This is a genomic window from Leeuwenhoekiella parthenopeia, assembly GCF_020782115.1.
In the GTDB taxonomy this organism is placed as follows: domain Bacteria; phylum Bacteroidota; class Bacteroidia; order Flavobacteriales; family Flavobacteriaceae; genus Leeuwenhoekiella; species Leeuwenhoekiella parthenopeia.
Genome location: NZ_JAJGMW010000022.1, coordinates 40,670 through 60,529, shown reverse-complemented (window position 1 = coordinate 60,529; position 19,860 = coordinate 40,670). Strand labels below are relative to the sequence as shown.

Genomic DNA, 19,860 nt, shown 5'->3' with positions numbered 1-19,860 from the left:
ATAATGCGTCGTATTTATAGGAAAACCTTATATACGACAAATGGTTTAGGTCTATTTGCACTTGGCAAAAGACCTAAACCTTTGTATTTATAGGAGTTAAGCTTACTTAAGCTCAACTTCAGCTCCAGCTTCTTCTAATTGAGCTTTGATAGCTTCTGCTTCGTCTTTAGCGATACCTTCTTTGATTGGGCTTGGTGCGTTATCAACAAGCTCTTTTGCTTCTTTAAGACCAGCTCCGGTTAATTCTTTTACAAGTTTTACAACTGCAAGTTTAGAACCACCAGCGGCTTTAAGAATTACATCAAATTCAGTTTGCTCTTCTACAGCATCCTCACCACCAGCAGCACCGCCACCAGCAACAGCTACAGCAGCAGCTGCAGGCTCGATACCATACTCCTCTTTTAAAATCTTAGCTAACTCATTTACCTCTTTTACGGTTAAGTTAACTAGTTGTTCTGCGAAATCTTTTAAATCTGCCATTTTTCTATCGTTTTTAAAAAAATTTTCTATTATATATAATTAAGTGCGTACGTATTTTAACCTTCTCGTTCCTGAAGGGTTTTCACAAGGCCTGCAATCGTTGAACCTCCAGATTTAAGAGCGCTAATAACGTTCTTAGCTGGTGATTGAAGAAGACCAACAATGTCTCCAATGAGTTCTTCTCTCGATTTGATATCTACAAGCGCATCCAGTTGATTATCGCCAATGTAGATAGCCTCTTCGATAAATGCTCCTTTAAGTAAAGGCTTATCAGATTTCTTACGAAACTCTTTAATAACCTTTGCAGGTGCATTACCGGTTTCAGAAAGCATTATAGAAGTGTTACCTTTAAGTATAGAAGGCAATTCACCAAAATCCTTATCTGAGCTCTCCATTGCTTTTGCAAGCAATGTATTTTTAACCACGGCCAGCTTCACGTTTGCTTTAAAGCAGGCTCTTCTTAATTTTGAAGTATTCTCTGCATTTAAGCCAGAGATATCTGCTAAATAAATATGAGCACTTTCAGCCAGCTGCGCAGTCAAATCTTCAATTACCTGTGATTTTTCTTCTCTTGTCATAATTTAACTTTTACTGCTCAGCAAAACGTTTAGAATCTACAGCTACACTAGGACTCATAGTACTAGACATGTATATACTCTTAATATATACACCTTTAGCAGCGGTAGGCTTTAATTTTACCAATGTGGTTATCAATTCTCTTGCATTAGCTGCGATCTTGTCTGCATCAAAAGATGCTTTACCAATTGCAGCGTGTACAATACCAGTCTTATCAACTTTGAAATCAATCTTACCAGCCTTAACATCAGATACAGCTTTAGCCACATCCATTGTTACGGTACCGGTTTTTGGGTTTGGCATAAGACCACGAGGACCTAACACACGTCCTAAAGGACCTAATTTACCCATTACGCTAGGCATAGTGATGATTACATCAACATCTGTCCAGCCGTTTTTGATTTTCTCCAAATATTCATCAAGACCTACAAAGTCAGCTCCTGCTTCTTTAGCTTCAGCTTCTTTATCTGGGGTTACCAGAGCAAGAACCTTTACATCTTTACCTGTTCCGTGAGGAAGTGTCACCACACCACGAACCATTTGATTCGCTTTACGCGGATCTACATTAAGACGTACAGCCAAGTCAACAGAAGGATCAAAATTAACTTTGCTTACTTCTTTAATTAAAGCAGAAGCTTCAGCCAATGTATACGTAGCGTTAGCATCTACCTTAGCACGTGCTTCTTTTTGCTTTTTTGTTACTTTTGCCATTTTAAATTGCTTTTTCGGATGTTAAAAAGGAGCCTGTCCTTTTACAGTTATTCCCATTGAACGGGCAGTTCCTGCAACCATTCTCATTGCACTTTCTATTGTAAATGCATTAAGATCTGGCATTTTGTCTTCAGAGATCGCTTTGATCTGATCCCAAGTTACACTAGCAACTTTTTTACGGTTAGGCTCACCAGAACCCCCTTTGATCTTCGCTGCTTCCATCAATTGGATGGCAGCAGGTGGTGTTTTAACCACAAAGTCAAAAGACTTATCACCATAGACAGTAATTACTACAGGAAGTACTTTACCGGCTTTATCCTGGGTTCTAGCATTAAACTGCTTACAAAACTCCATGATGTTAACACCGGCAGCACCTAAAGCTGGTCCAACAGGTGGAGACGGATTTGCCGCACCCCCCTTAACTTGCAACTTAACAACCTTACTTACTTCTTTTGCCATTTTTAAAAATTTAGTTTGATATGCCCTTTAGTGGAAGCAGAAGAACGATATCTGATATATGTGTAACACTTATACTTTCTCAACTTGCATGTAACTCAGCTCTAACGGGGTCTTTCTACCGAAGATTTTCACCATCACCTCAAGCTTACGCTTCTCTTCATTAATCTTCTCAACCGTACCGTTAAATCCATTGAAAGGACCGTCTATTACTTTAACAGTCTCTCCCATTACAAAAGGTATAGCAACGTTATCTGTTTTAACAGACAACTCATCAACTTTACCTAACATTCTATTAACTTCAGATGTTCTAAGCGGCACAGGATCTCCTCCTTTTGTCTCACCTAAGAATCCAATAACTCCATTAATAGATTTAATCATATGCGTTACTTCACCACCAAGATTCGCGTGAATCATAATATAACCGGGGAAGTAAACACGCTCTTTATTAATTTTTTTACCGTTTCGGATCTGCACTACTTTTTCAGTAGGAACAAGAACCTGCTCGATGTATTCTTCAAGATTAAAACGGGATATTTCCTGCTCGATATATCCTTTAACCTTGTTCTCCTGACCACTTACGGCCCTTACCACGTACCAGTCTTTATCTTTGGTATTGTTTGTTATAGCCATTGTGATTTTTTTAAGCTCCTACCAGATTGAAATATGCTTTGATTGCTCTACTAAAAACGGTGTCAACTCCCCAGATTGCCAGAGAAAAGACGATAGTAAAAACTGCCACTACAACTGTAAGGCGCTGAGCTTCTGAAAGCGGAGTCCAGGTTACGTGATTTTTCAATTCGTTGTAAGACTCCTGAATGTAATTAATAAATCCGGCCATAATATTTTTAAGCATTTTAAAAGACCAAAGCCTTTTTAAATAATATCACATTTTGTGATTACACATACACCTTTTTACGCTGTGCGTAGCACGGGTTGAGAGGCTCGAACTCCCGACACCTGGTTTTGGAGACCAGTGCTCTACCAACTGAGCTAAACCCGTATCCTTAAGCTTTAAAAGCTTTGGAAATTGATTATAAAAATCAAGGCATCCGTTATTTTCACGGACGCCTTAATTTTATATACTTCGGTAATCCGTACCTGTTTAGTCTAAAATTTCAGTAACCTGACCAGCACCTACAGTTCTACCACCTTCACGGATTGCGAAACGAAGACCTACGTTCATCGCGATTGAGTTAATCAACTCAACAGTGATTGTAAGGTTATCTCCTGGCATTACCATTTCTACTCCATCAGGAAGAGAAATATTACCAGTTACGTCTGTCGTACGCACGTAGAATTGTGGACGGTAGTTATTGTGGAATGGAGTGTGACGACCACCTTCTTCTTTCTTAAGGATATAAACCTCAGCTTTGAATTTAGTGTGTGGCTTCACAGAACCTGGCTTAACGATTACCATACCACGAGAGATTTGAGTTTTCTCAATACCACGCAATAAGATACCTACGTTATCACCAGCTTCACCTCTATCTAATATCTTACGGAACATTTCAACCCCGGTGATAGTAGAAGTAAGTTTTTCTGCACCCATACCAATGATCTCTACTGGATCTCCGGTGTTAGCAACACCAGTCTCAATACGACCGGTAGCTACAGTACCACGACCTGTAATAGAGAATACATCTTCGATAGGCATAAGGAATGGCTTATCAACATCACGAGCAGGAAGTTCAATCCAGTTATCTACAGCTTCCATAAGCTCCATAACTTTCTCTTCCCATTTCTCCTCACCATTAAGTGCACCTAGAGCAGAACCTTGTACAACAGGACCATTGTCACCATCATACTCATAGAAGCTAAGAAGATCTCTTACTTCCATTTCTACCAACTCTAAAAGCTCCTCATCATCAACCATATCCACTTTATTCATGAATACAACGATACGAGGAATACCTACCTGACGACCAAGAAGGATGTGCTCACGAGTTTGTGGCATAGGACCATCAGTCGCAGCAACAACAAGAATAGCACCGTCCATCTGAGCAGCACCAGTAACCATGTTTTTAACATAATCCGCGTGACCTGGACAGTCAACGTGTGCGTAGTGACGGTTAGCAGTTGAATACTCTACGTGAGATGTATTAATAGTAATACCTCTTTCTTTTTCTTCAGGAGCGTTGTCAATAGAGTCAAAGCTTCTTAATTCAGAAAGACCTGCTCTCGCAAGTACAGTGGTAATAGCAGCAGTCAGGGTAGTTTTACCGTGATCAACGTGCCCAATAGTACCAATATTTAAGTGAGGTTTGGAACGATCAAATGTTGCCTTTGCCATGATTTAAATAATTTTTAATCTTAGTTATTATTAGTGTTTAATTTTAAACGCACCTGATACGCCGGCTATGGTTTTACCCAAACGCAAAAAATTGAGCACCAAAAGCACTCATTATTTTCTTACCAGCAGCGACTGCTATTGAGCCAACGACGGGATTTGAACCCGTGGCCTCTTCCTTACCAAGGAAACGCTCTACCCCTGAGCTACGTCGGCTTAGAAACTTATACCCTTCAATTGCGGCCGAAGCCTGAATTACCCGGGCTGACCTCTTCAGCTAAAGGGCTTAATAGTCCGATTAAGGACCACAACCAAAGCCTATCAGATTTGGTTTAAGAAATTTAAAATCTTATGGTAAAACCACAAGCATTCTAGAGCGGGAGACCGGGTTCGAACCGGCGACATTCAGCTTGGAAGGCTGACGCTCTACCAACTGAGCTACTCCCGCATTGGGCGGCAAAATTATAAAAAAATTATAAACTGCCAAAATAAAAGTGGGGAGAGCAGGATTCGAACCTGCGAAGTCTAATGACAACAGAGTTACAGTCTGTCCTCGTTGGCCGCTTGAGTATCTCCCCAATATTGGTATATTCAATATTTCAAAAAACGCCGATTTCTGCGTTTTGCGAAAGCTTTAAATCATTTTCACGATTCAAAACTTCTAAATTATGAGCCGATGAAGGGACTCGAACCCCCGACCCCGAGATTACAAATCACGTGCTCTAGCCAACTGAGCTACATCGGCTTTTTATCACCTCTTCAAGCATAAAAAAGTCCGCTATTTCTAACGGACTGCAAATGTAGAATAAATTTACAATTGACAAAAATATTTTCAACTTTTTTTAAGCACTTGCCCTAATTTTTTGCTTCCGCTTTACCAAAAGTCTTTCTAAAGATTGTGCGCAACTATCGGCTCCTTCTTCAAATGATTTAGCTTGTTTTTTGACAATCAACTCGTTACCGGGAACACTCAGCAGAATCTCAACAATTTTGTTCTGACGATCACTTGTATTCTCTAATCTCAAAAAAACATCCGCATAAATTATATGATCATAAAACTGTTCTAGCTTATCCATCTTTTTTTGAATGAAATTAATGAGCTTTTGGTCTGCTACAAAGTGTGGGGTTTGCACGCTTACTTTCATAGGTTCACATTTTAAGATTACTACTTGGTTAGATATACTCCATTAAACGGAGACTTTTATTATCAGTTTTTGAATCTGACAATTCGATTAAGCCCACTACATCAAACGCAAACGTTTTAGTCGTCGCTGCGATTACGCGGGTGAGCCTTTTGATATACCTTACTTAGCTCAGCCATACTCGTGTGCGTGTACACCTGAGTAGATGCTAAACTGGCGTGCCCCAGTAATTCTTTGACCCCATTCAAATCTGCTCCGTTATTAAGCAAATGGGTTGCAAAAGTATGCCGCAACATATGCGGACTCGTCTTTGTCTTTTGGGACACCTTACTAAAGTAGCGATTTATTGTTCGGTAAACAAACGTATCGTACAGATTTTCACCCTTGTTAGTAAGCAAAAGCCTATCATTTTCAGCTCCAAAACACTGATTGCGCTGATCGATATAAGTATTTAAAATATCGACCAACCAATTTATTAACGGAATGATTCGCTCTTTGTTGCGCTTTCCAAGCACTTTAATGCTTCGCCGGGCCAAATCAACATCTTTGACCCTCAGGTTGATCAACTCACTCCTGCGCATACCTGTAGCATAAAATAAAGATACCATTGCCAAATCCCGCAACGATTCAAAATCAGAACTGCTACTCAACTCTCCCAACACGGCATCTATCTCATCTCCCGAAAAAGGAACCTGAATCTCTTTCCTAACTTTAAGGGATTTATGCTTTGCAAGCGGGGACTGTTGCAAAACTCCTGTTTTCTGCAAGAATTTAAAATACGCCTTTAACGACGCCACCTTTCGGTTTACAGAACGATTACCCAAACCCTCGTCACCCAACTTCACAACCCAGGAGCGAATAAGCGGATACGAAACCTCAGTCACAGGCATTGCTCCATATTCTGTATCTAAAAAGTCTAGAAATGATTCTATATCCCGGCTATATGCCGTCACCGTATGCCTGCTATACTTACGCTCGAGATTGAGATAGTCTATGAATGAAGAAAGGGCCAATTTTAGTTCTTATTAGATAGATTCAAAAGATAGGTATTCATCGGCAATCTACCACAACCCAAACTGTTGTAAATAAAAAAACCGCCAGAAAAACTGACGGTTTAATTTTATATTAATGGAAAGAGGATAAGTCTTTCTGTTAATAATGCCATGTAAAGTGTAAACTTTACTGACGGAATATTAAATATTCTCCTGATCGCGAAGACCTTGAATATATGAGGCTTTCTGAATTTCTCTTCTACGTTCTACAGAAGGTTTTGTGAATGCCTGACGATCACGCAGCTTACGCATAGTTCCCGTTCTATCAAATTTTCTCTTGAAACGCTTCAGCGCTCTATCGATATTTTCTCCGTCTTTTACTGGTATAATTAACATAGTGGTACCTCCTTTCTTTAAATTCTTATCTGTTTACAGGCGGCAAAGATAATTCAATCTTCACAACCCGCAATACTATTTTTATATTTATTTGGCAGCCGGCTTATACTCCTTCTTGTCGATTACCATTTTTGCGATAATCTCTTTTAGGATTTCAGAAGTACCTCCGCCAATAGGGCCTAGTCTGCTGTCTCTAAACATACGCGCTAACGGATAGTCCTCCATATAGCCGTAACCTCCCAGCATTTGCAAACACTTGTAGATTACTTCGTCTGCGATTTTAGTCGCCATTAATTTTGACATACTGGCCTCTTTAACCACATATTCTCCCTTATCCAAACTTCTAGCAACATTATAGTTGAAGGTTTTTATCACCTCAACTTCGGTAGACATATCTGCCACACCATGCCGTAAAGCCTGAAAACGGTCCAGATTTTTCCCGAAAGCCTTTCGCTCTGCCATGTAACCAAGCGTGTATTCTAATGCAAACTCTGCGCGGGCGTGTGCATTGATTCCCATTATAAGCCGCTCTAATGCAAAATGCTGCATAATGTATTGAAAACCCTTATTCTCCTCACCCATAAGGTTGGAAACCGGAATTTTCACATCGCTAAATGCGATCTCGCCGGTATCTGAAGCACGCCATCCCAGTTTGTTTAATTTTGTAGCAGAAATACCTTCGGTATTACGATCTACCACAAAAATGCTCATGCCTTTATTGCCCATTTCGGGAGCTGTTTTCGCCGCAATGACAAGATAATCGGAATAGACTCCGTTTGTGATGAAGGTTTTCGAACCATTAAGTATATAATGGTCTCCTTCCAATACCGCAGTGCTGCGCATTCCGGCAACATCAGAACCTCCAAAAGGTTCGGTAATGCAAAGACAACCTATTTTCTCTCCGGTAATACTTGGAACCAGATATTTTTCTTTAATCTCAGGAGAACCTTCGGCATTGAGGTGCGTCATCGCCAGATAGGCGTGTGCCCACATCGCGGCAGCAAAACCTCCGCTATTGATGCGCTGTAACTCTTCCAGAAAAATAACGGTATAAAAGGTATCCAGTTCAAGCCCTCCATATTGCTCCGGGTAAGCAAGGCCAAAATAGCCCATCTCTCCCATCTTGGACCAAATGAACCGTTCTATGGTTCCGCTCTCTTCCCATTTATCCAGGTGAGGCACTACCTCTTTTTGTAAAAAATCTCTCAAACTTTCTCTGAAGAGCTGATGCTCTTCTGAAAAAAACGCGTTGTTCATGTAATTGCTTTTTTCACCTACCGGAATTAAAGCCCTATCTAAAAACAGGATTCCGGAATATTAGAACTAAAATAATCGCTCCCATATATAATGGGAATGTTGTTAATTAGGTAATTGGAAAGGAAGTCTGTAAGTATAAACTTCAATATTCGTTAATACACCTACTTAATTTTGGTTGGATGACAAATATAATTTAATTCGATCTAATTTGTAGGTAGTAATTCCGTCTATTTTAAGGAGCTCATCCAGATCTGAAATACCGTCATGCAGCGTCCTGTAATTCACGATTTCGCGCGCGATATCAAAAGTAATAAAAGGCACGGTTGACAGGTCTGAAGCGTTTGCCTTATTTACATCAATTCGTTTGATCTCCGGTTTGGAAAGTACCGTGTAACGACTTTGAAGTTGTTTCACCTGTTCTTTTGAAATACTATACACATCATACAATTGGCGGTCATCGAGAAAACCGCCTAACTTCCTGCGGTAATCCAAAATACGCCTGGCCATAACCTGATCTAATTCTTCAAGCTTCATCAATTCTTCAAACGACACGGTGTTTAAGTCACTTTTTGAACCGGGCGACTCGGCCTCCTTTTGAAAGGGCTGATATTTTGTTTTCGGTTTATTTACCCATTCCGGGAATTTAAAATAGGGAGCGATAGCGGCCAGAAGTGAATCTGAAACTCCTGTCACCTGCTGAAAGTCTTCAGCCGAATTGATCCATTTCCCGCTTTCGCGAAAGCGTAACAACCGGTCTATTTCTTCAACTTCCATACCCAAAGTATAGCCCTTATAATCGGTAATAAAGTTTGGGTTGAAGGAATACATTTTTGGCTGATTAAGACTATCCTGAAGCTTCTGAATACTATCGATTCGCGCTTCAAAAATGTTTAGCTGCTCCTCGTTTAAAGCTCTGGAATTGGAGTCGTTTTGGGGCGGTTCAATAAAAAAATACAACGCCCAGCTAACGAGTACTAATAGCACTAAAAGCAAAATCCCATTTCGCTGCCGGTTATCCAGTTCGAAATGGGATTTTAACTCTTTCATATTTTAAAGCTAGTTAAGCATTCTTGGCCACTTTTTGTTTTTTAAACAATTCACCGGCTTTTAACTTTCTAAAGTATTCCCTTAAATCTGCACGAACTTCACCGCTCATAATATACAGACCTATAATGTTAGGGAAGGACATTGCCAGAATCATCATATCTGAGAAATCTAAAACTGCTCCCAGACTTACCGATGCTCCTACCACTACAAAGAACAAGAATAAGATTTTATAAAGTAACTCTGATTTTTTGCTTTTTCCAAATAAATAAGTCCAGGCACGCATACCGTAGTAAGACCAGGAGATCATCGTTGAAAATGCAAATAAGAATACCGCTGCGGCAAGCACATACGGGAACCAGCTGATGACACTACCAAAAGCGTCAGAAGTAAGATCTGCTCCTGCAACACCCGTTACTTCGTGCATCCCGGTAAAAATGAGAACTAAAGCTGTTAAGGTACATACCACAACCGTATCTATAAAAGGCTCAAGAAGCGCAACAAAACCTTCAGATGGCGGATGGTTTGTCTTGGCAACACTGTGAGCGATAGCCGCAGAACCTACACCGGCTTCGTTAGAGAATGCCGCACGCTGGAAACCTACTATAAGTACACCCAGGATACCCCCTTTTAAAGCGCTTGGGCTAAATGCCCCGTCAATAATTGCAGAAAATGCAGGGCCTATGTTTTCAATATTGATAAATATAACAGTTAAAGCACCCAGTACGTAAACCCCTGCCATAATAGGCACAATCTTACCGGTAACTTTGGCTATACTGTTAATCCCTCCAATAATTACGACTCCTACGAGCACTGCAACGGTAAGACCAAACCAGAAACCGTTACCTTCAAGCCAGCCAAACTGACCACTCAAAATCTCAAAAGACTGGTTTGCCTGGAACATATTTCCACCACCAAAAGAAGCCCCAATTGCAAGAATCGCGAAGAAGGCTGCAAGTACTTTACCCAGGCCTCCCATATTTCGTTTTTGAAGACCGTATCTCAGGTAATTCATAGGACCACCAAACACCCGGCCATCAGGAAGGATATCCCGGTATTTTACACCCAGCGTACACTCTACAAATTTTGAAGACATCCCGAGTAGTCCTGCCACGATCATCCAGAACGTTGCTCCTGCCCCACCCAGGGATACGGCAACCGCAACACCCGCGATATTACCCAAACCTACAGTAGCTGAAACCGCAGTAGCTAATGCCTGAAAATGGGTTATACTTCCTGGTGCATCAGGATCGTCATATTTACCTTTTGCCAGTTCCAGACTGTGCTTAAAGCCTCTTAAATTGATAAAGCCCATACGCACGGTGAAGAATGCCGCACCAAAAATAAGCCACACCACAATGAATGGAATCTGGGTGGTTTGCTTATCGCCGTTAGGATGTAATAAGGGGACGGGATCGTCGTAGACAATTTCCCCAAAAACATCGGCATTGGTTTGAATTACGTGTTCGGTATTATCCGGATTGTAAATAATACTTCCGGTCTCATTGATATGCTTCAACGTACCATTTGCTTCAGCATTTACAGTGATTGAAGTCCCATTACTCAGATCAACCAACGCTATAGGCTCGCCTTTTTTCACCTTTCCACCATCGGCAACCAGCCACTCTTTCAGCGTATATTTAAACGGTGTACCGGTTTCCCATCCCGGTATTGCAATCATTTTTAAATCGGCATAGATCACGGGATCGTACAAACCTACTGCCGCAAATGGATCCCAGAAAAGTACTGATCCCAAGCCGGCTACAGCGGGAGTCATGGTACCGTTAAATACTTCAACAATCGATTCGGTTTCTATCTTGAATTCTTCAGCAACCTCATTACCAGCAGCATCAGTTACAACAACATAATGCTCGATTCCTTCGGTAAGACCGCTTGCAGAGTTTGAAGAAAGTGGTGTGTTTTGATTACTCCATTTGTAGCTGTAGGGCGGAGTTCCTCCGGTAACATTTAATTCTGCAACACCGTCATTAATTTGAGTTGTAGGGTTTGAAACGTCTGCAGTTACTTTTAAGTCCTGCGCAAGTACCGATAAGGGCAAAAGAACAGACACAAGAAAAATAATTTTCTTCATAAGATTTTTTTGGTTTAACACTTTTTTTCCTGGAAAGACGCAATATGCTAAAAAATTAGGCTTTTTCAAAGGTAAACGCTTTTAAAAAACGAGCAGAATGCCCCTTTAGCGATGAAAATTTAAATAATTCTCAAAATATCTTCAAAAACTGATTTTCAATTTCACGTAACTTTTAAAAACAAAAAACCCGAAGCTTTTCAACTTCGGGTTTTATAGTTCTAAATAAAAAGATCTCAGCTTAAGGCTTCCCTTTTCAATTTGATCGCATCGAGATAGCGTCTTAATTGTTTTTTCACGACCGGAAACAGGAAGAATAAGCCAACCATATTCGGGAAGATCATTGCAAAAATCATAGCATCAGAAAATTGCCAGATCGAACCCATATTTGCCGCTGCACCAATCACGATAAAGCTTAGAAAAAGGAGTTTGTAAACCAAATCTGCAACTTTACCTCTTCCGAAGAGAAACTTCCAGGATTGAAGACCGTAGTACGACCACGAAATCATCGTAGAAACTGCAAAAAGCACCACCGCGATAGTCAAAAACACATTTGAAAACGGAATATACTCGTGAAAGGCTTTTGAGGTAATCCCCGCACCTTCGTAGGACATCCCGTCAATGATTACTGCGCCACTGCCGTCTCCTCCATATTCAAAAAAGCCGCCAAAGTTAAATATGATAATGACTAAAGCCGTCATCGTACAGATAACCACCGTATCAATAAAAGGTTCCAGCAGGGCAACCAGCCCTTCACTCGCCGAATATTTGGTACGTACCGCAGAGTGTGCGATAGACGCAGAACCCGCACCCGCCTCATTGGAAAACGCTGCCCGCTTAAAACCTACCAAAAGTACTCCGATCACACCTCCTACTCCTATCGCTGTTGGATTAAAGGCTTCTTCCATAATCAAGGCAAACGCATCGTCAAGCAGTGAAAAGTTGATTGCTATAATATAAAAACAAGCCGCGAGATACATAATCGCCATAAATGGAACTACCTTCTCAGTCACCTGAGCAATACGTTTGATTCCGCCAATGATGATGACCCCTACAAGCACTGCAATTACTACCCCAATCCAAAATCCTGCCCCGGTACTTTCAAGGCTAAACAACTCCTTTAAAACTATTGTTGCCTGGTTGCTTTGGGCCGCGTTACCGCCACCAAAAGAACCGCCAATGCAGAAAATGGCAAAAATGACCGCTGCAATTTTTCCTAAAACAGCAAAACCTCTTTCCTTTAAACCTTTGGTCAGGTAATACATAGGTCCGCCATAAACGGTACCGTCTTCACCTACGTCGCGGTATTGCACTCCTAGCGTACATTCTACAAACTTGGTAGACATCCCGAGCAAGCCGCAAACAATCATCCAAAAGGTTGCTCCGGGACCGCCCAAAGCAATTGCAAGAGCTACCCCGGCGATATTACCATTACCTACCGTACCCGAAACCGCAGTAGCCAGCGCCTGAAAGTGACTTACTTCGCCCGCAGACGACTCATCGCGTATGGTATCTACAATATCATTATTTACAGCAAGATCATTGTCTAAATTTTCAATATGCTGCTCAATATCAACCTTATTTAAATCTACGCCGTTTGCAATTCCGTCTTCTCCATACAAAACTTTAGCTCCGTGATTTTCGATATCTTCATACTTACCGCGTACGGTTTGAATGGCATTACCGAAATAACGGAAGTTTGGAAAACCAAAATAGATGGTAAAAAAGAATGCGCTAAATACGAGAAGTAGCAACACAAAGGGAATCCCGAAAACATTGAAGAAAATAAGATTAAAGAAGAAATCTGAAATGGGGGCAAACGCCTGATCGATTTGCTGATCGATCCCGATTTCAGCATCCTGTGCACTTGCGGTAAAAATGGTTGTAAGCAAGAGCATTGCGGTAAAAATGTGCTTCATGAATTAGCATGTGATTAGGTTAAAAAAAGGAGTTTTGTTCAATTGCGTTGAATATCTTTCAAACTTTACTTCTAAACACCGTAAACATACTACTAAATCGCAAATTCTTTGTGTAAATTTTCAATCTGCTCAGGCCTTCCTATAACAATAAGTTTGGAGTCCCGCTCCAGCAGCAGGGAAGCTTCGGGATTGATCAAATAATCACCCGATGGAGATTTGTACCCAATTATAGAGCAACCGGTTTTGGCGCGCAGGTCTATATCCCTTATAGTGCGGGTTTTATGATCCGGGCAAACGGCCTCATAAGTGATTTCCTGTACATTAACACGACCTCCCGTAGTGACCTGCAGGTTATCTAAAAATTCGACCAAATCAGGTACCACAACTAAAGAAGCCATATGATCACCCCCTATTTTATCGGGCATAATGACGTTATCTGCACCGGCAAATTTCAGTTTTTGATAGGTTGTTTCTTCAGATGCGCGGCTAATAATTTTCATTTTTTTGTTCATCTGCCGGGCCGAAAGCACCACAAATAAATTATCTGAGTCATTAGGCAAAGCCGAAATAAGCGTTGAAGCACGATCAACACCGGCTTTTACAAGAATTTCGTCTTCGTTGGCATTTCCGGTCACAAAAAGCATCTCGTCTGTCTGAAACTTAGCCACGACGTCTTCGCTTTGTTCTATAATTACAAAGGGCTTCCCATACGTGGTAAGTTTCTGTACCGCTTGTTTACCGTTACGACCATACCCCACCACAATCACGTGATTCTCGAGTTCTTCAATTTTCTTCAACACGCGTTTTTCTTTTAAAAGTTCAAAATTACTTCGGCTTAAAATAAATTCGGTAATTACCGAAATCGCATAACCCACCACGGTAACACTCACTAAAATTAAGACAACCGTAAATATTTTGGCAACATCATTGAGCGGCTGTACCTCACCAAAGCCTACCGTACTGATGGTAATCACCGTCATATAAATTGCATCTGTCCAATCGTACTGCGCAAAAAATTTAAACCCCAGCACGCCAAAAACAAGCATAGCGAGTATAAGACTTAATGCAACATAAAAGCGATTCCTAAAAAGTTGTAGCATAGTTATAAATCAAATACCGAGCTTCGTTTTGTATAGACTAAATCTTTGAGCTTTAACCAAAAGGCAAGCACCAGATAAACGGCAAAGCCCAGACCTGCTGTAGCAAACGAGAGGTATATAAAAAACAGGCGCACGTTTTTAGCGCGAATCCCCATACGGTCGGCAAGCCGCGAAGAAACGTAAAACCCGTTACGCTCAAAAAAGTACCGTATTCTGGAAATCAAATTCATCTAGTCCCGTTTGTGTGCAAATTACTAAATTTTATCGGGCAGTGTCATTTGTGCCCTGCACTTAGCAGAAAATTACCCAAACCACAATGCAGGCATTTATTTGGGTCGCAATACTGTTGCTTTAATTGTATCAAAGCCTGACTGTGCAATGCATCTTTATCAAACTTTCGCAAGGTTTCAAAACCGGCAACCAGGCTGTTCTGTTCCAGTGGAATCTGGGTCAATAAGCTGAGCAGGTCTTCTTCAATTTCTAAACCACGGGATCGGGCGTAAGCAAATTTCACCGGGATCAGGGTATTGATGAGTAAAATATCGGTAAAACCGGCAGTCAGTTTTTTTGCCCTGGCGGCGTGTGGTTTCCCAAAAGTGTAGTGCGTCTCCCAATAGGCAGAAGCTTTAACGCCTAGTATTTTTTGAAAAACTTCCCGTTCTGAAGTCTGCACACAAACCTCAAAGAGGTTTGGCGACTGCTCGTAAATAGCCGCAAGTTGTGAAAGACGTAGCGTTGGAAAATTAGGCGGTCTCAGTTTGAAAAACTGCATCTGATGGTTGAGGCCGGGCGAAAGATTAAACTTAGTTCTGGCAAATTCAAAATCCTGCTTCCATTTGCGCACTGCTGCTTCCTGTGTTTCTTCGGGCAATAACCCGGCCAGACCTAAAAGCACGGGCTCGAGCAATCCCGGCGCAGTACTCAGTTTACGAACTACCGTAAACGGAATGCCCCTGGCGAGTTCTTCAAATGCTTCGGCATTGACCAGCGTACCAAAACTACGCGCCAGTCTCACAAACAATACCGCTTCCCAATCGCCCTGAAGTTCGTCAAGCTGAGCTTCAACCCCAAGTACTTTTCGCTCCAGACGTTCAAAATAAACCCGCTCAAGCCAGGGCTCAAAAACAGATGCCGGGATTTCTCCAAAATCGGTTTCACAGTTAATAAAACGCTTCTGATCCCGTTTGAGCAAATTTTTGTAAGAATACAATAGTTTCTGGGGGACGCGCCCACTTAAAGCTAAGGTGGGTATGGGCTGGTTGGCTTTATCAAATACCGCACAATCATCTTCCCAAACCACGTGTAAAATAACATTTGCGTAGGCCTCATCCTGCTCGTGATTGTGCAAATACCAGTCTGAACTTTTGAGATGAATCTCGACATTACCGGCCCAGAGCTGCCCGTCTAGACGCAGCTGAGCATTGAAAAAATCGGGACCCGCAAGCTGGTTGCGCATTCCCGGTTTAAGGATTTGTATGGTCTGCCCGGTAGTTGTAAACAGGCCATACTCTGAAGTGGCGTCTTCAAATTTTAAAAACTTCCAGAGATAATGTAAAAAAGCCTCGTTCATTAGGATAAAGTTAAAGCAATTTTAGCACAACCTTAATAGGCTTCAAGCCTCAGCTCCAATACCTTTAAAAAAAATAATGTATTATGAAAAAATCAATTTTTACACTTCTCCTTGCTGCCGGAATTTTTACCGTATCATGTGGAGATCGAAAAACAAACAGCGATAACGAAATTCAGCTGGAAGAACGCGAAGGGCCTGTCGTGGAAGGCAAGGATATGATTCCTGCAGATGACAGCGATTCAGCTCAAAATAAAGCCGAAATTGTAAGTGCCAAACAAGTAGTAAATAAGTATTTCGCTGCTCTTGACCGCGGCGATTTCACTGAAGCTTATGAGCAAATGTCACGCTCCAGTGACCGGGGAACAGCTTCTGAATTTGCAGAAGAAAACGCTGAAATTGAAACCATAACGGTCAGTTTTACACAGGATGCAACCGTAAATACCAATACTAATGGTACTGAAGTAGCATTGCCTTTACGCTACACAGTCAAAACGAAAAATGAAAATACAGAAACATATTCAGGGTCGGCTATCGTGCTGAAAGCAAGTGGTGAAGATTCAGATTATCAGATTTTAAAAATGAATGTAACCCGCGAGGACAGCTAATTTTAGTCCAGGAAACCCTTTTCGCGCATCCAGGCATCATTATACATTTTGCCCACATAGCGGCTGCCGTGATCGTGAAAAAGCACTACTACGACATCATCCTTAGTAAAATGTTCTTTAAGCTGAAGTAATCCTTTTATAGCTGCACCTGCCGAATTGCCCAGAAAAAAACCTTCTTCTTTGGCAAGCCGGCGGGTGTAAATTGCGGCGTCCTTATCGGTTACCTTGGTAAAGCCGTCTATCAGATCAAAGTTTACATTGAGCGGGAGTATGTCTTCGCCAATACCTTCGGTGATGTAGGGATAAATCTCGTTTTCATCAAAAATACCGGTCTCGTGGTATTTTTTGAAGACTGATCCGTAGGTATCAACACCCCAAACTTTCACGTTTGGGTTTTTCATTTTAAGATAGGCACCTACTCCTGAGATAGTTCCGCCGGTACCAACCCCAACCACAAAATGGGTTACTTTGCCTGCCGTCTGTTCCCAGATCTCCGGGCCGGTTGACTCAAAGTGCGCCTTGCAGTTACTCGGGTTATCGTATTGATTGACGTACCAGGAATTGGACGTTTCTTCAGCCAGGCGGCGTGAGGTACTGTAATAAGACTGCGGATCATCGGGTGCCACATCGGTTGGGCAAACCACTACTTCGCAGCCCACCGCTTTAAGAATATCTATTTTCTCCTTGCTTTGTTTGTCTGAAATAACACAGACCATTTTATAGCCTTTCACAATTGCAGCCAATGCAAGCCCCATTCCGGTATTTCCCGAGGTACCTTCGATGATGGTTCCTCCCGGTTTTAAAATCCCGGCAGCTTCGGCATCTTCAACCATTTTTACTGCCATTCGGTCTTTTACCGAATTCCCCGGATTGAAGGTCTCGTATTTAGCCAGCACCAGACAGGGTAAATCTGCGGTAAGTCTGTTGATTTTCACCATCGGCGTGTTGCCTATGGTTTCCAGAATATTTTCGGCATACTGCATAAAGTGATTTTTTAAGCTATCTCAAATTTAAAGCGGAATATACTTTCTATTTTGAGAAATCTAAGACTTAAGAATAATTTTTATGCCGAATTAACAAGAATTAACGCTCAGGCAATTACTCTGAAAAGCTCGAGGATGCTCTTTGTAGCGGAAGCTTCAGTTTTACACCTTTCACCTTGAGAATCCAATAAATCGTTGCCGTATTGCCCACCACTGCCGGAAGAATCCAAACCGCCAGACCAGACAGATGGGTTCCTTCAACCAGAAAAGCGGTAACCGATGCGATATAAGCCCCTACAATCTTACCGATGTGCTGTACCAGCCAGCCGGTTTTGGTTCTATGCGGATTTCGCAAAAAATTGAAATCCATCAAACACAGCACCAGACCAATTGCGCCAAAAAACAGAAACAACACCGCTATCTCTCCCGATTTTAGCAGTCCCGCGGCAAGCATCAACGCCGAAATTAAGGCCATAAATCCCGAAATGCCCCAATCTACTTTACTGGCAACAGTTTTACGCTTTTTAAAACGCAAAGACCGGTTGCCTACCAACACCATATAAATAGTAAATAAGCCAATCATCACCAAAAAGGGGTTTTCGTGTCCCGGCATACTGGCAATGGGCACCGAAAGACCCGAACTCGCCAACATGCCAATCGTGAACCACTTTCCGGATTTTTTATGGAATTTGCTTCCTTTTTTGACCATAAAACTAAGGCTTCCGGCTATAAGGCCGATGGCTCCAAAAAAAGCGTGAATGTAAATTGCGATCTTAATTGCGGTTTCCATCATAAAGGTTTTGAATTACCCTTCAAAAATGAACATTCATCTGCGCGATCAGAAAAAGGCTTTACTCAACTGTAGAATTTAGCCTCTCAGTTGTAACTAATGCGGTTTTGCTTTCGCCCCTGCGAGAACGTAAATGAGCTCAGGAAGCCCTTGAGGTATACAAAGGAAACATGGCCTTCATTTCGAGGCATGTCGTAGGATACTACACCTTTTGGCGGAGCCAATTAGTCGAATTTAATAGTCTTAACCGGAGAAATACGGGTGATCACATAAGATGGTATAAGCAGCATCAGCGCGCACAGCAGGAAAGTACCCACGTTGAGCAACACGATATAATACCAGTCTATATAGACGGGAGCTTCGCTTACGTAATACGTTTCAGGATTTAGCGTAATCAAACCAAAATACTTTTGAATCAACAATAAACCGATACCGATAACATTACCCCAAAACAATCCCACACCTACCAGATACAGCGCGTTGTACATAAAAATTTTACGGATGCTCCAGTCACTGGCGCCTAAAGCTTTGAGTATCCCCACCATCGGGGTACGCTCCAGAATGAGTACCAGCAGGGCCACAATCATATTGATCCCGGCAACGATGATCATTACCGCTATGATGAGTGCTATGTTAAAATCAAAAAGGGATAACCACTCAAAAATGGAGTAATATTTCTGCTTAATGGTCATCGTATTGAGAAACGAATCGGTATTCTTATAGATTTCGACCCCAATCTCATCGAGCTTATCAAAATCGTCTACAAAAACTTCAAAAGCGCCTACCTGATCCTCTTCCCACCGGTTGAGCCTTTGAATATGCCTGATATCTGCAAACAAAAAAGTCTCATCAAATTCCTGAAAACCGCTATCGTAAATCCCCACGATATCAAAGCGGCGGTTTAAAAAGCCCCCATCCTCTTTCAGGAAAAACACGATCACCTTATCGCCGTTTTTAAAACCAAGACGGTTGGCGAGATAGGTACTGATCAGGATTTCGGTATTGAGTTTATCGCTGTAGTCAGGCAGTCTTCCTGCTACTAAAAACTCCTGCATAAAATCCCAGCGGTAGTCTGCGCCCACGCCTTTTACAATGATGCCTTCAAAATCGGTTGGTGTACGTATCACACCGGCTTTGGTAGCCGTAACCTGTACGTGACTCACCTCGGGTACACTTTTAAAATCGGGGTAAAAATCCTGATTTTTAGGAATAGGATTGAGCGTTATATCGCTGTTGTTGCCATCAAACTGGGAGACAATCACATCGCCATTAAAGGCCGAAACTTTTTCTTTTATTTTTTGCTGAAGTCCTATACCTGTGGCGATGGTAATCATCATCATCACCATACCGAGCACAATTGCGATGATCGCAATTTTAATAATAGGGGTCGAAGCAGTACTTTTATACTGTTTGGCACCAATTATGCGTTTAGCTGTAAAATATTCAAAATTCAATCGTCC

21 protein-coding genes and 5 tRNA genes are annotated in these 19,860 nt (G+C 41.7%); 1 reads left to right on the top strand and 25 read right to left on the bottom strand.

What is annotated here, in order from left to right; all coding sequences use genetic code 11:
- Window positions 1-102: 102 nt before the first annotated feature.
- From rplL to LLW17_RS14875, 22 genes are all read right to left on the bottom strand, one after another.
- Window positions 103-480, bottom strand: coding sequence for a 50S ribosomal protein L7/L12 (gene rplL / locus LLW17_RS14980; protein ID WP_228231099.1), 378 nt, complete (start codon window positions 478-480; stop codon window positions 103-105).
- Window positions 481-536: 56 nt separating this feature from the next.
- The gene (rplJ, locus tag LLW17_RS14975) at window positions 537-1,058 is read right to left on the bottom strand and encodes a 50S ribosomal protein L10 (protein WP_228231098.1); all 522 of its coding nucleotides are present in this window, start codon (window positions 1,056-1,058) and stop codon (window positions 537-539) included.
- Window positions 1,059-1,068: 10 nt separating this feature from the next.
- Window positions 1,069-1,767, bottom strand: coding sequence for a 50S ribosomal protein L1 (gene rplA, locus LLW17_RS14970; protein WP_228231097.1), 699 nt, complete (start codon window positions 1,765-1,767; stop codon window positions 1,069-1,071).
- Window positions 1,768-1,788: 21 nt separating this feature from the next.
- Window positions 1,789-2,226 (bottom strand): 50S ribosomal protein L11, encoded by a 438-nt coding sequence (gene rplK / locus LLW17_RS14965; RefSeq protein WP_228231096.1) that lies wholly within the window; start codon window positions 2,224-2,226, stop codon window positions 1,789-1,791.
- Window positions 2,227-2,295: 69 nt separating this feature from the next.
- Window positions 2,296-2,856 (bottom strand): transcription termination/antitermination protein NusG, encoded by a 561-nt coding sequence (gene nusG / locus LLW17_RS14960; protein WP_228231095.1) that lies wholly within the window; start codon window positions 2,854-2,856, stop codon window positions 2,296-2,298.
- Between the two features lie 10 nt (window positions 2,857-2,866).
- The gene (gene secE, locus LLW17_RS14955) at window positions 2,867-3,064 is read right to left on the bottom strand and encodes a preprotein translocase subunit SecE (protein WP_228231094.1); all 198 of its coding nucleotides are present in this window, start codon (window positions 3,062-3,064) and stop codon (window positions 2,867-2,869) included.
- Window positions 3,065-3,153: 89 nt separating this feature from the next.
- Window positions 3,154-3,226: transfer RNA gene (locus tag LLW17_RS14950), tRNA-Trp, on the bottom strand.
- A gap of 102 nt (window positions 3,227-3,328) precedes the next feature.
- Window positions 3,329-4,516 carry an elongation factor Tu gene (gene tuf, locus LLW17_RS14945; RefSeq protein WP_228231093.1) on the bottom strand — a complete coding sequence of 396 codons (1,188 nt, stop codon included), beginning with the start codon at window positions 4,514-4,516 and terminating at the stop codon, window positions 3,329-3,331.
- A gap of 141 nt (window positions 4,517-4,657) precedes the next feature.
- Window positions 4,658-4,729: transfer RNA gene (locus LLW17_RS14940), tRNA-Thr, on the bottom strand.
- Window positions 4,730-4,888: 159 nt separating this feature from the next.
- Window positions 4,889-4,961 (bottom strand) — tRNA-Gly (locus LLW17_RS14935).
- A gap of 47 nt (window positions 4,962-5,008) precedes the next feature.
- Window positions 5,009-5,091, bottom strand: a tRNA-Tyr gene (locus LLW17_RS14930).
- Between the two features lie 93 nt (window positions 5,092-5,184).
- Window positions 5,185-5,258 (bottom strand) — tRNA-Thr (locus LLW17_RS14925).
- Between the two features lie 97 nt (window positions 5,259-5,355).
- Window positions 5,356-5,658, bottom strand: a complete 303-nt coding sequence (hpf, locus tag LLW17_RS14920) for a ribosome hibernation-promoting factor, HPF/YfiA family (protein ID WP_228231092.1) — start codon at window positions 5,656-5,658, stop codon at window positions 5,356-5,358.
- A gap of 116 nt (window positions 5,659-5,774) precedes the next feature.
- Window positions 5,775-6,668, bottom strand: a complete 894-nt coding sequence (locus LLW17_RS14915; RefSeq protein WP_228231091.1) for a tyrosine-type recombinase/integrase — start codon at window positions 6,666-6,668, stop codon at window positions 5,775-5,777.
- A 180-nt stretch (window positions 6,669-6,848) separates the two neighbouring features.
- A complete protein-coding gene (gene rpsU, locus LLW17_RS14910) occupies window positions 6,849-7,043 on the bottom strand; it encodes a 30S ribosomal protein S21 (protein WP_009781174.1) in 195 nt (64 codons plus the stop codon).
- 87 nt (window positions 7,044-7,130) lie between these two features.
- Window positions 7,131-8,300, bottom strand: a complete 1,170-nt coding sequence (locus LLW17_RS14905; protein WP_228231090.1) for an acyl-CoA dehydrogenase family protein — start codon at window positions 8,298-8,300, stop codon at window positions 7,131-7,133.
- Between the two features lie 165 nt (window positions 8,301-8,465).
- Complete coding sequence (locus LLW17_RS14900; RefSeq protein ID WP_228231089.1) at window positions 8,466-9,347, bottom strand: ComEA family DNA-binding protein; 882 nt, start codon at window positions 9,345-9,347, stop codon at window positions 8,466-8,468.
- Window positions 9,348-9,360: 13 nt separating this feature from the next.
- A complete protein-coding gene (locus LLW17_RS14895; protein ID WP_228231088.1) occupies window positions 9,361-11,436 on the bottom strand; it encodes an amino acid carrier protein in 2,076 nt (691 codons plus the stop codon).
- A gap of 233 nt (window positions 11,437-11,669) precedes the next feature.
- The gene (locus tag LLW17_RS14890) at window positions 11,670-13,352 is read right to left on the bottom strand and encodes an alanine/glycine:cation symporter family protein (RefSeq protein WP_228231087.1); all 1,683 of its coding nucleotides are present in this window, start codon (window positions 13,350-13,352) and stop codon (window positions 11,670-11,672) included.
- A gap of 92 nt (window positions 13,353-13,444) precedes the next feature.
- Window positions 13,445-14,452 (bottom strand): potassium channel family protein, encoded by a 1,008-nt coding sequence (locus LLW17_RS14885; protein WP_228231086.1) that lies wholly within the window; start codon window positions 14,450-14,452, stop codon window positions 13,445-13,447.
- Between the two features lie 2 nt (window positions 14,453-14,454).
- Complete coding sequence (locus LLW17_RS14880) at window positions 14,455-14,682, bottom strand: PspC domain-containing protein (protein ID WP_228231085.1); 228 nt, start codon at window positions 14,680-14,682, stop codon at window positions 14,455-14,457.
- 44 nt (window positions 14,683-14,726) lie between these two features.
- Window positions 14,727-16,022, bottom strand: coding sequence for a DUF2851 family protein (locus LLW17_RS14875; RefSeq protein WP_228231084.1), 1,296 nt, complete (start codon window positions 16,020-16,022; stop codon window positions 14,727-14,729).
- An 83-nt stretch (window positions 16,023-16,105) separates the two neighbouring features.
- On the opposite strand from LLW17_RS14875, the gene LLW17_RS14870 reads away from it, so the two are divergent.
- Window positions 16,106-16,627, top strand: a complete 522-nt coding sequence (locus LLW17_RS14870; RefSeq protein ID WP_228231083.1) for a DUF4829 domain-containing protein — start codon at window positions 16,106-16,108, stop codon at window positions 16,625-16,627.
- Between the two features lie 2 nt (window positions 16,628-16,629).
- On the opposite strand, the gene LLW17_RS14865 is transcribed toward LLW17_RS14870, so the two are convergent.
- From LLW17_RS14865 to LLW17_RS14855, 3 genes are all read right to left on the bottom strand, one after another.
- Window positions 16,630-17,610, bottom strand: a complete 981-nt coding sequence (locus LLW17_RS14865; RefSeq protein WP_228231082.1) for a PLP-dependent cysteine synthase family protein — start codon at window positions 17,608-17,610, stop codon at window positions 16,630-16,632.
- 115 nt (window positions 17,611-17,725) lie between these two features.
- Entirely contained in the window at window positions 17,726-18,403 is a 678-nt protein-coding gene (locus LLW17_RS14860) for a hypothetical protein (RefSeq protein WP_228231081.1), read from the bottom strand.
- 221 nt (window positions 18,404-18,624) lie between these two features.
- Window positions 18,625-19,854 (bottom strand): ABC transporter permease, encoded by a 1,230-nt coding sequence (locus tag LLW17_RS14855; RefSeq protein ID WP_228231105.1) that lies wholly within the window; start codon window positions 19,852-19,854, stop codon window positions 18,625-18,627.
- Window positions 19,855-19,860: the final 6 nt, after the last annotated feature.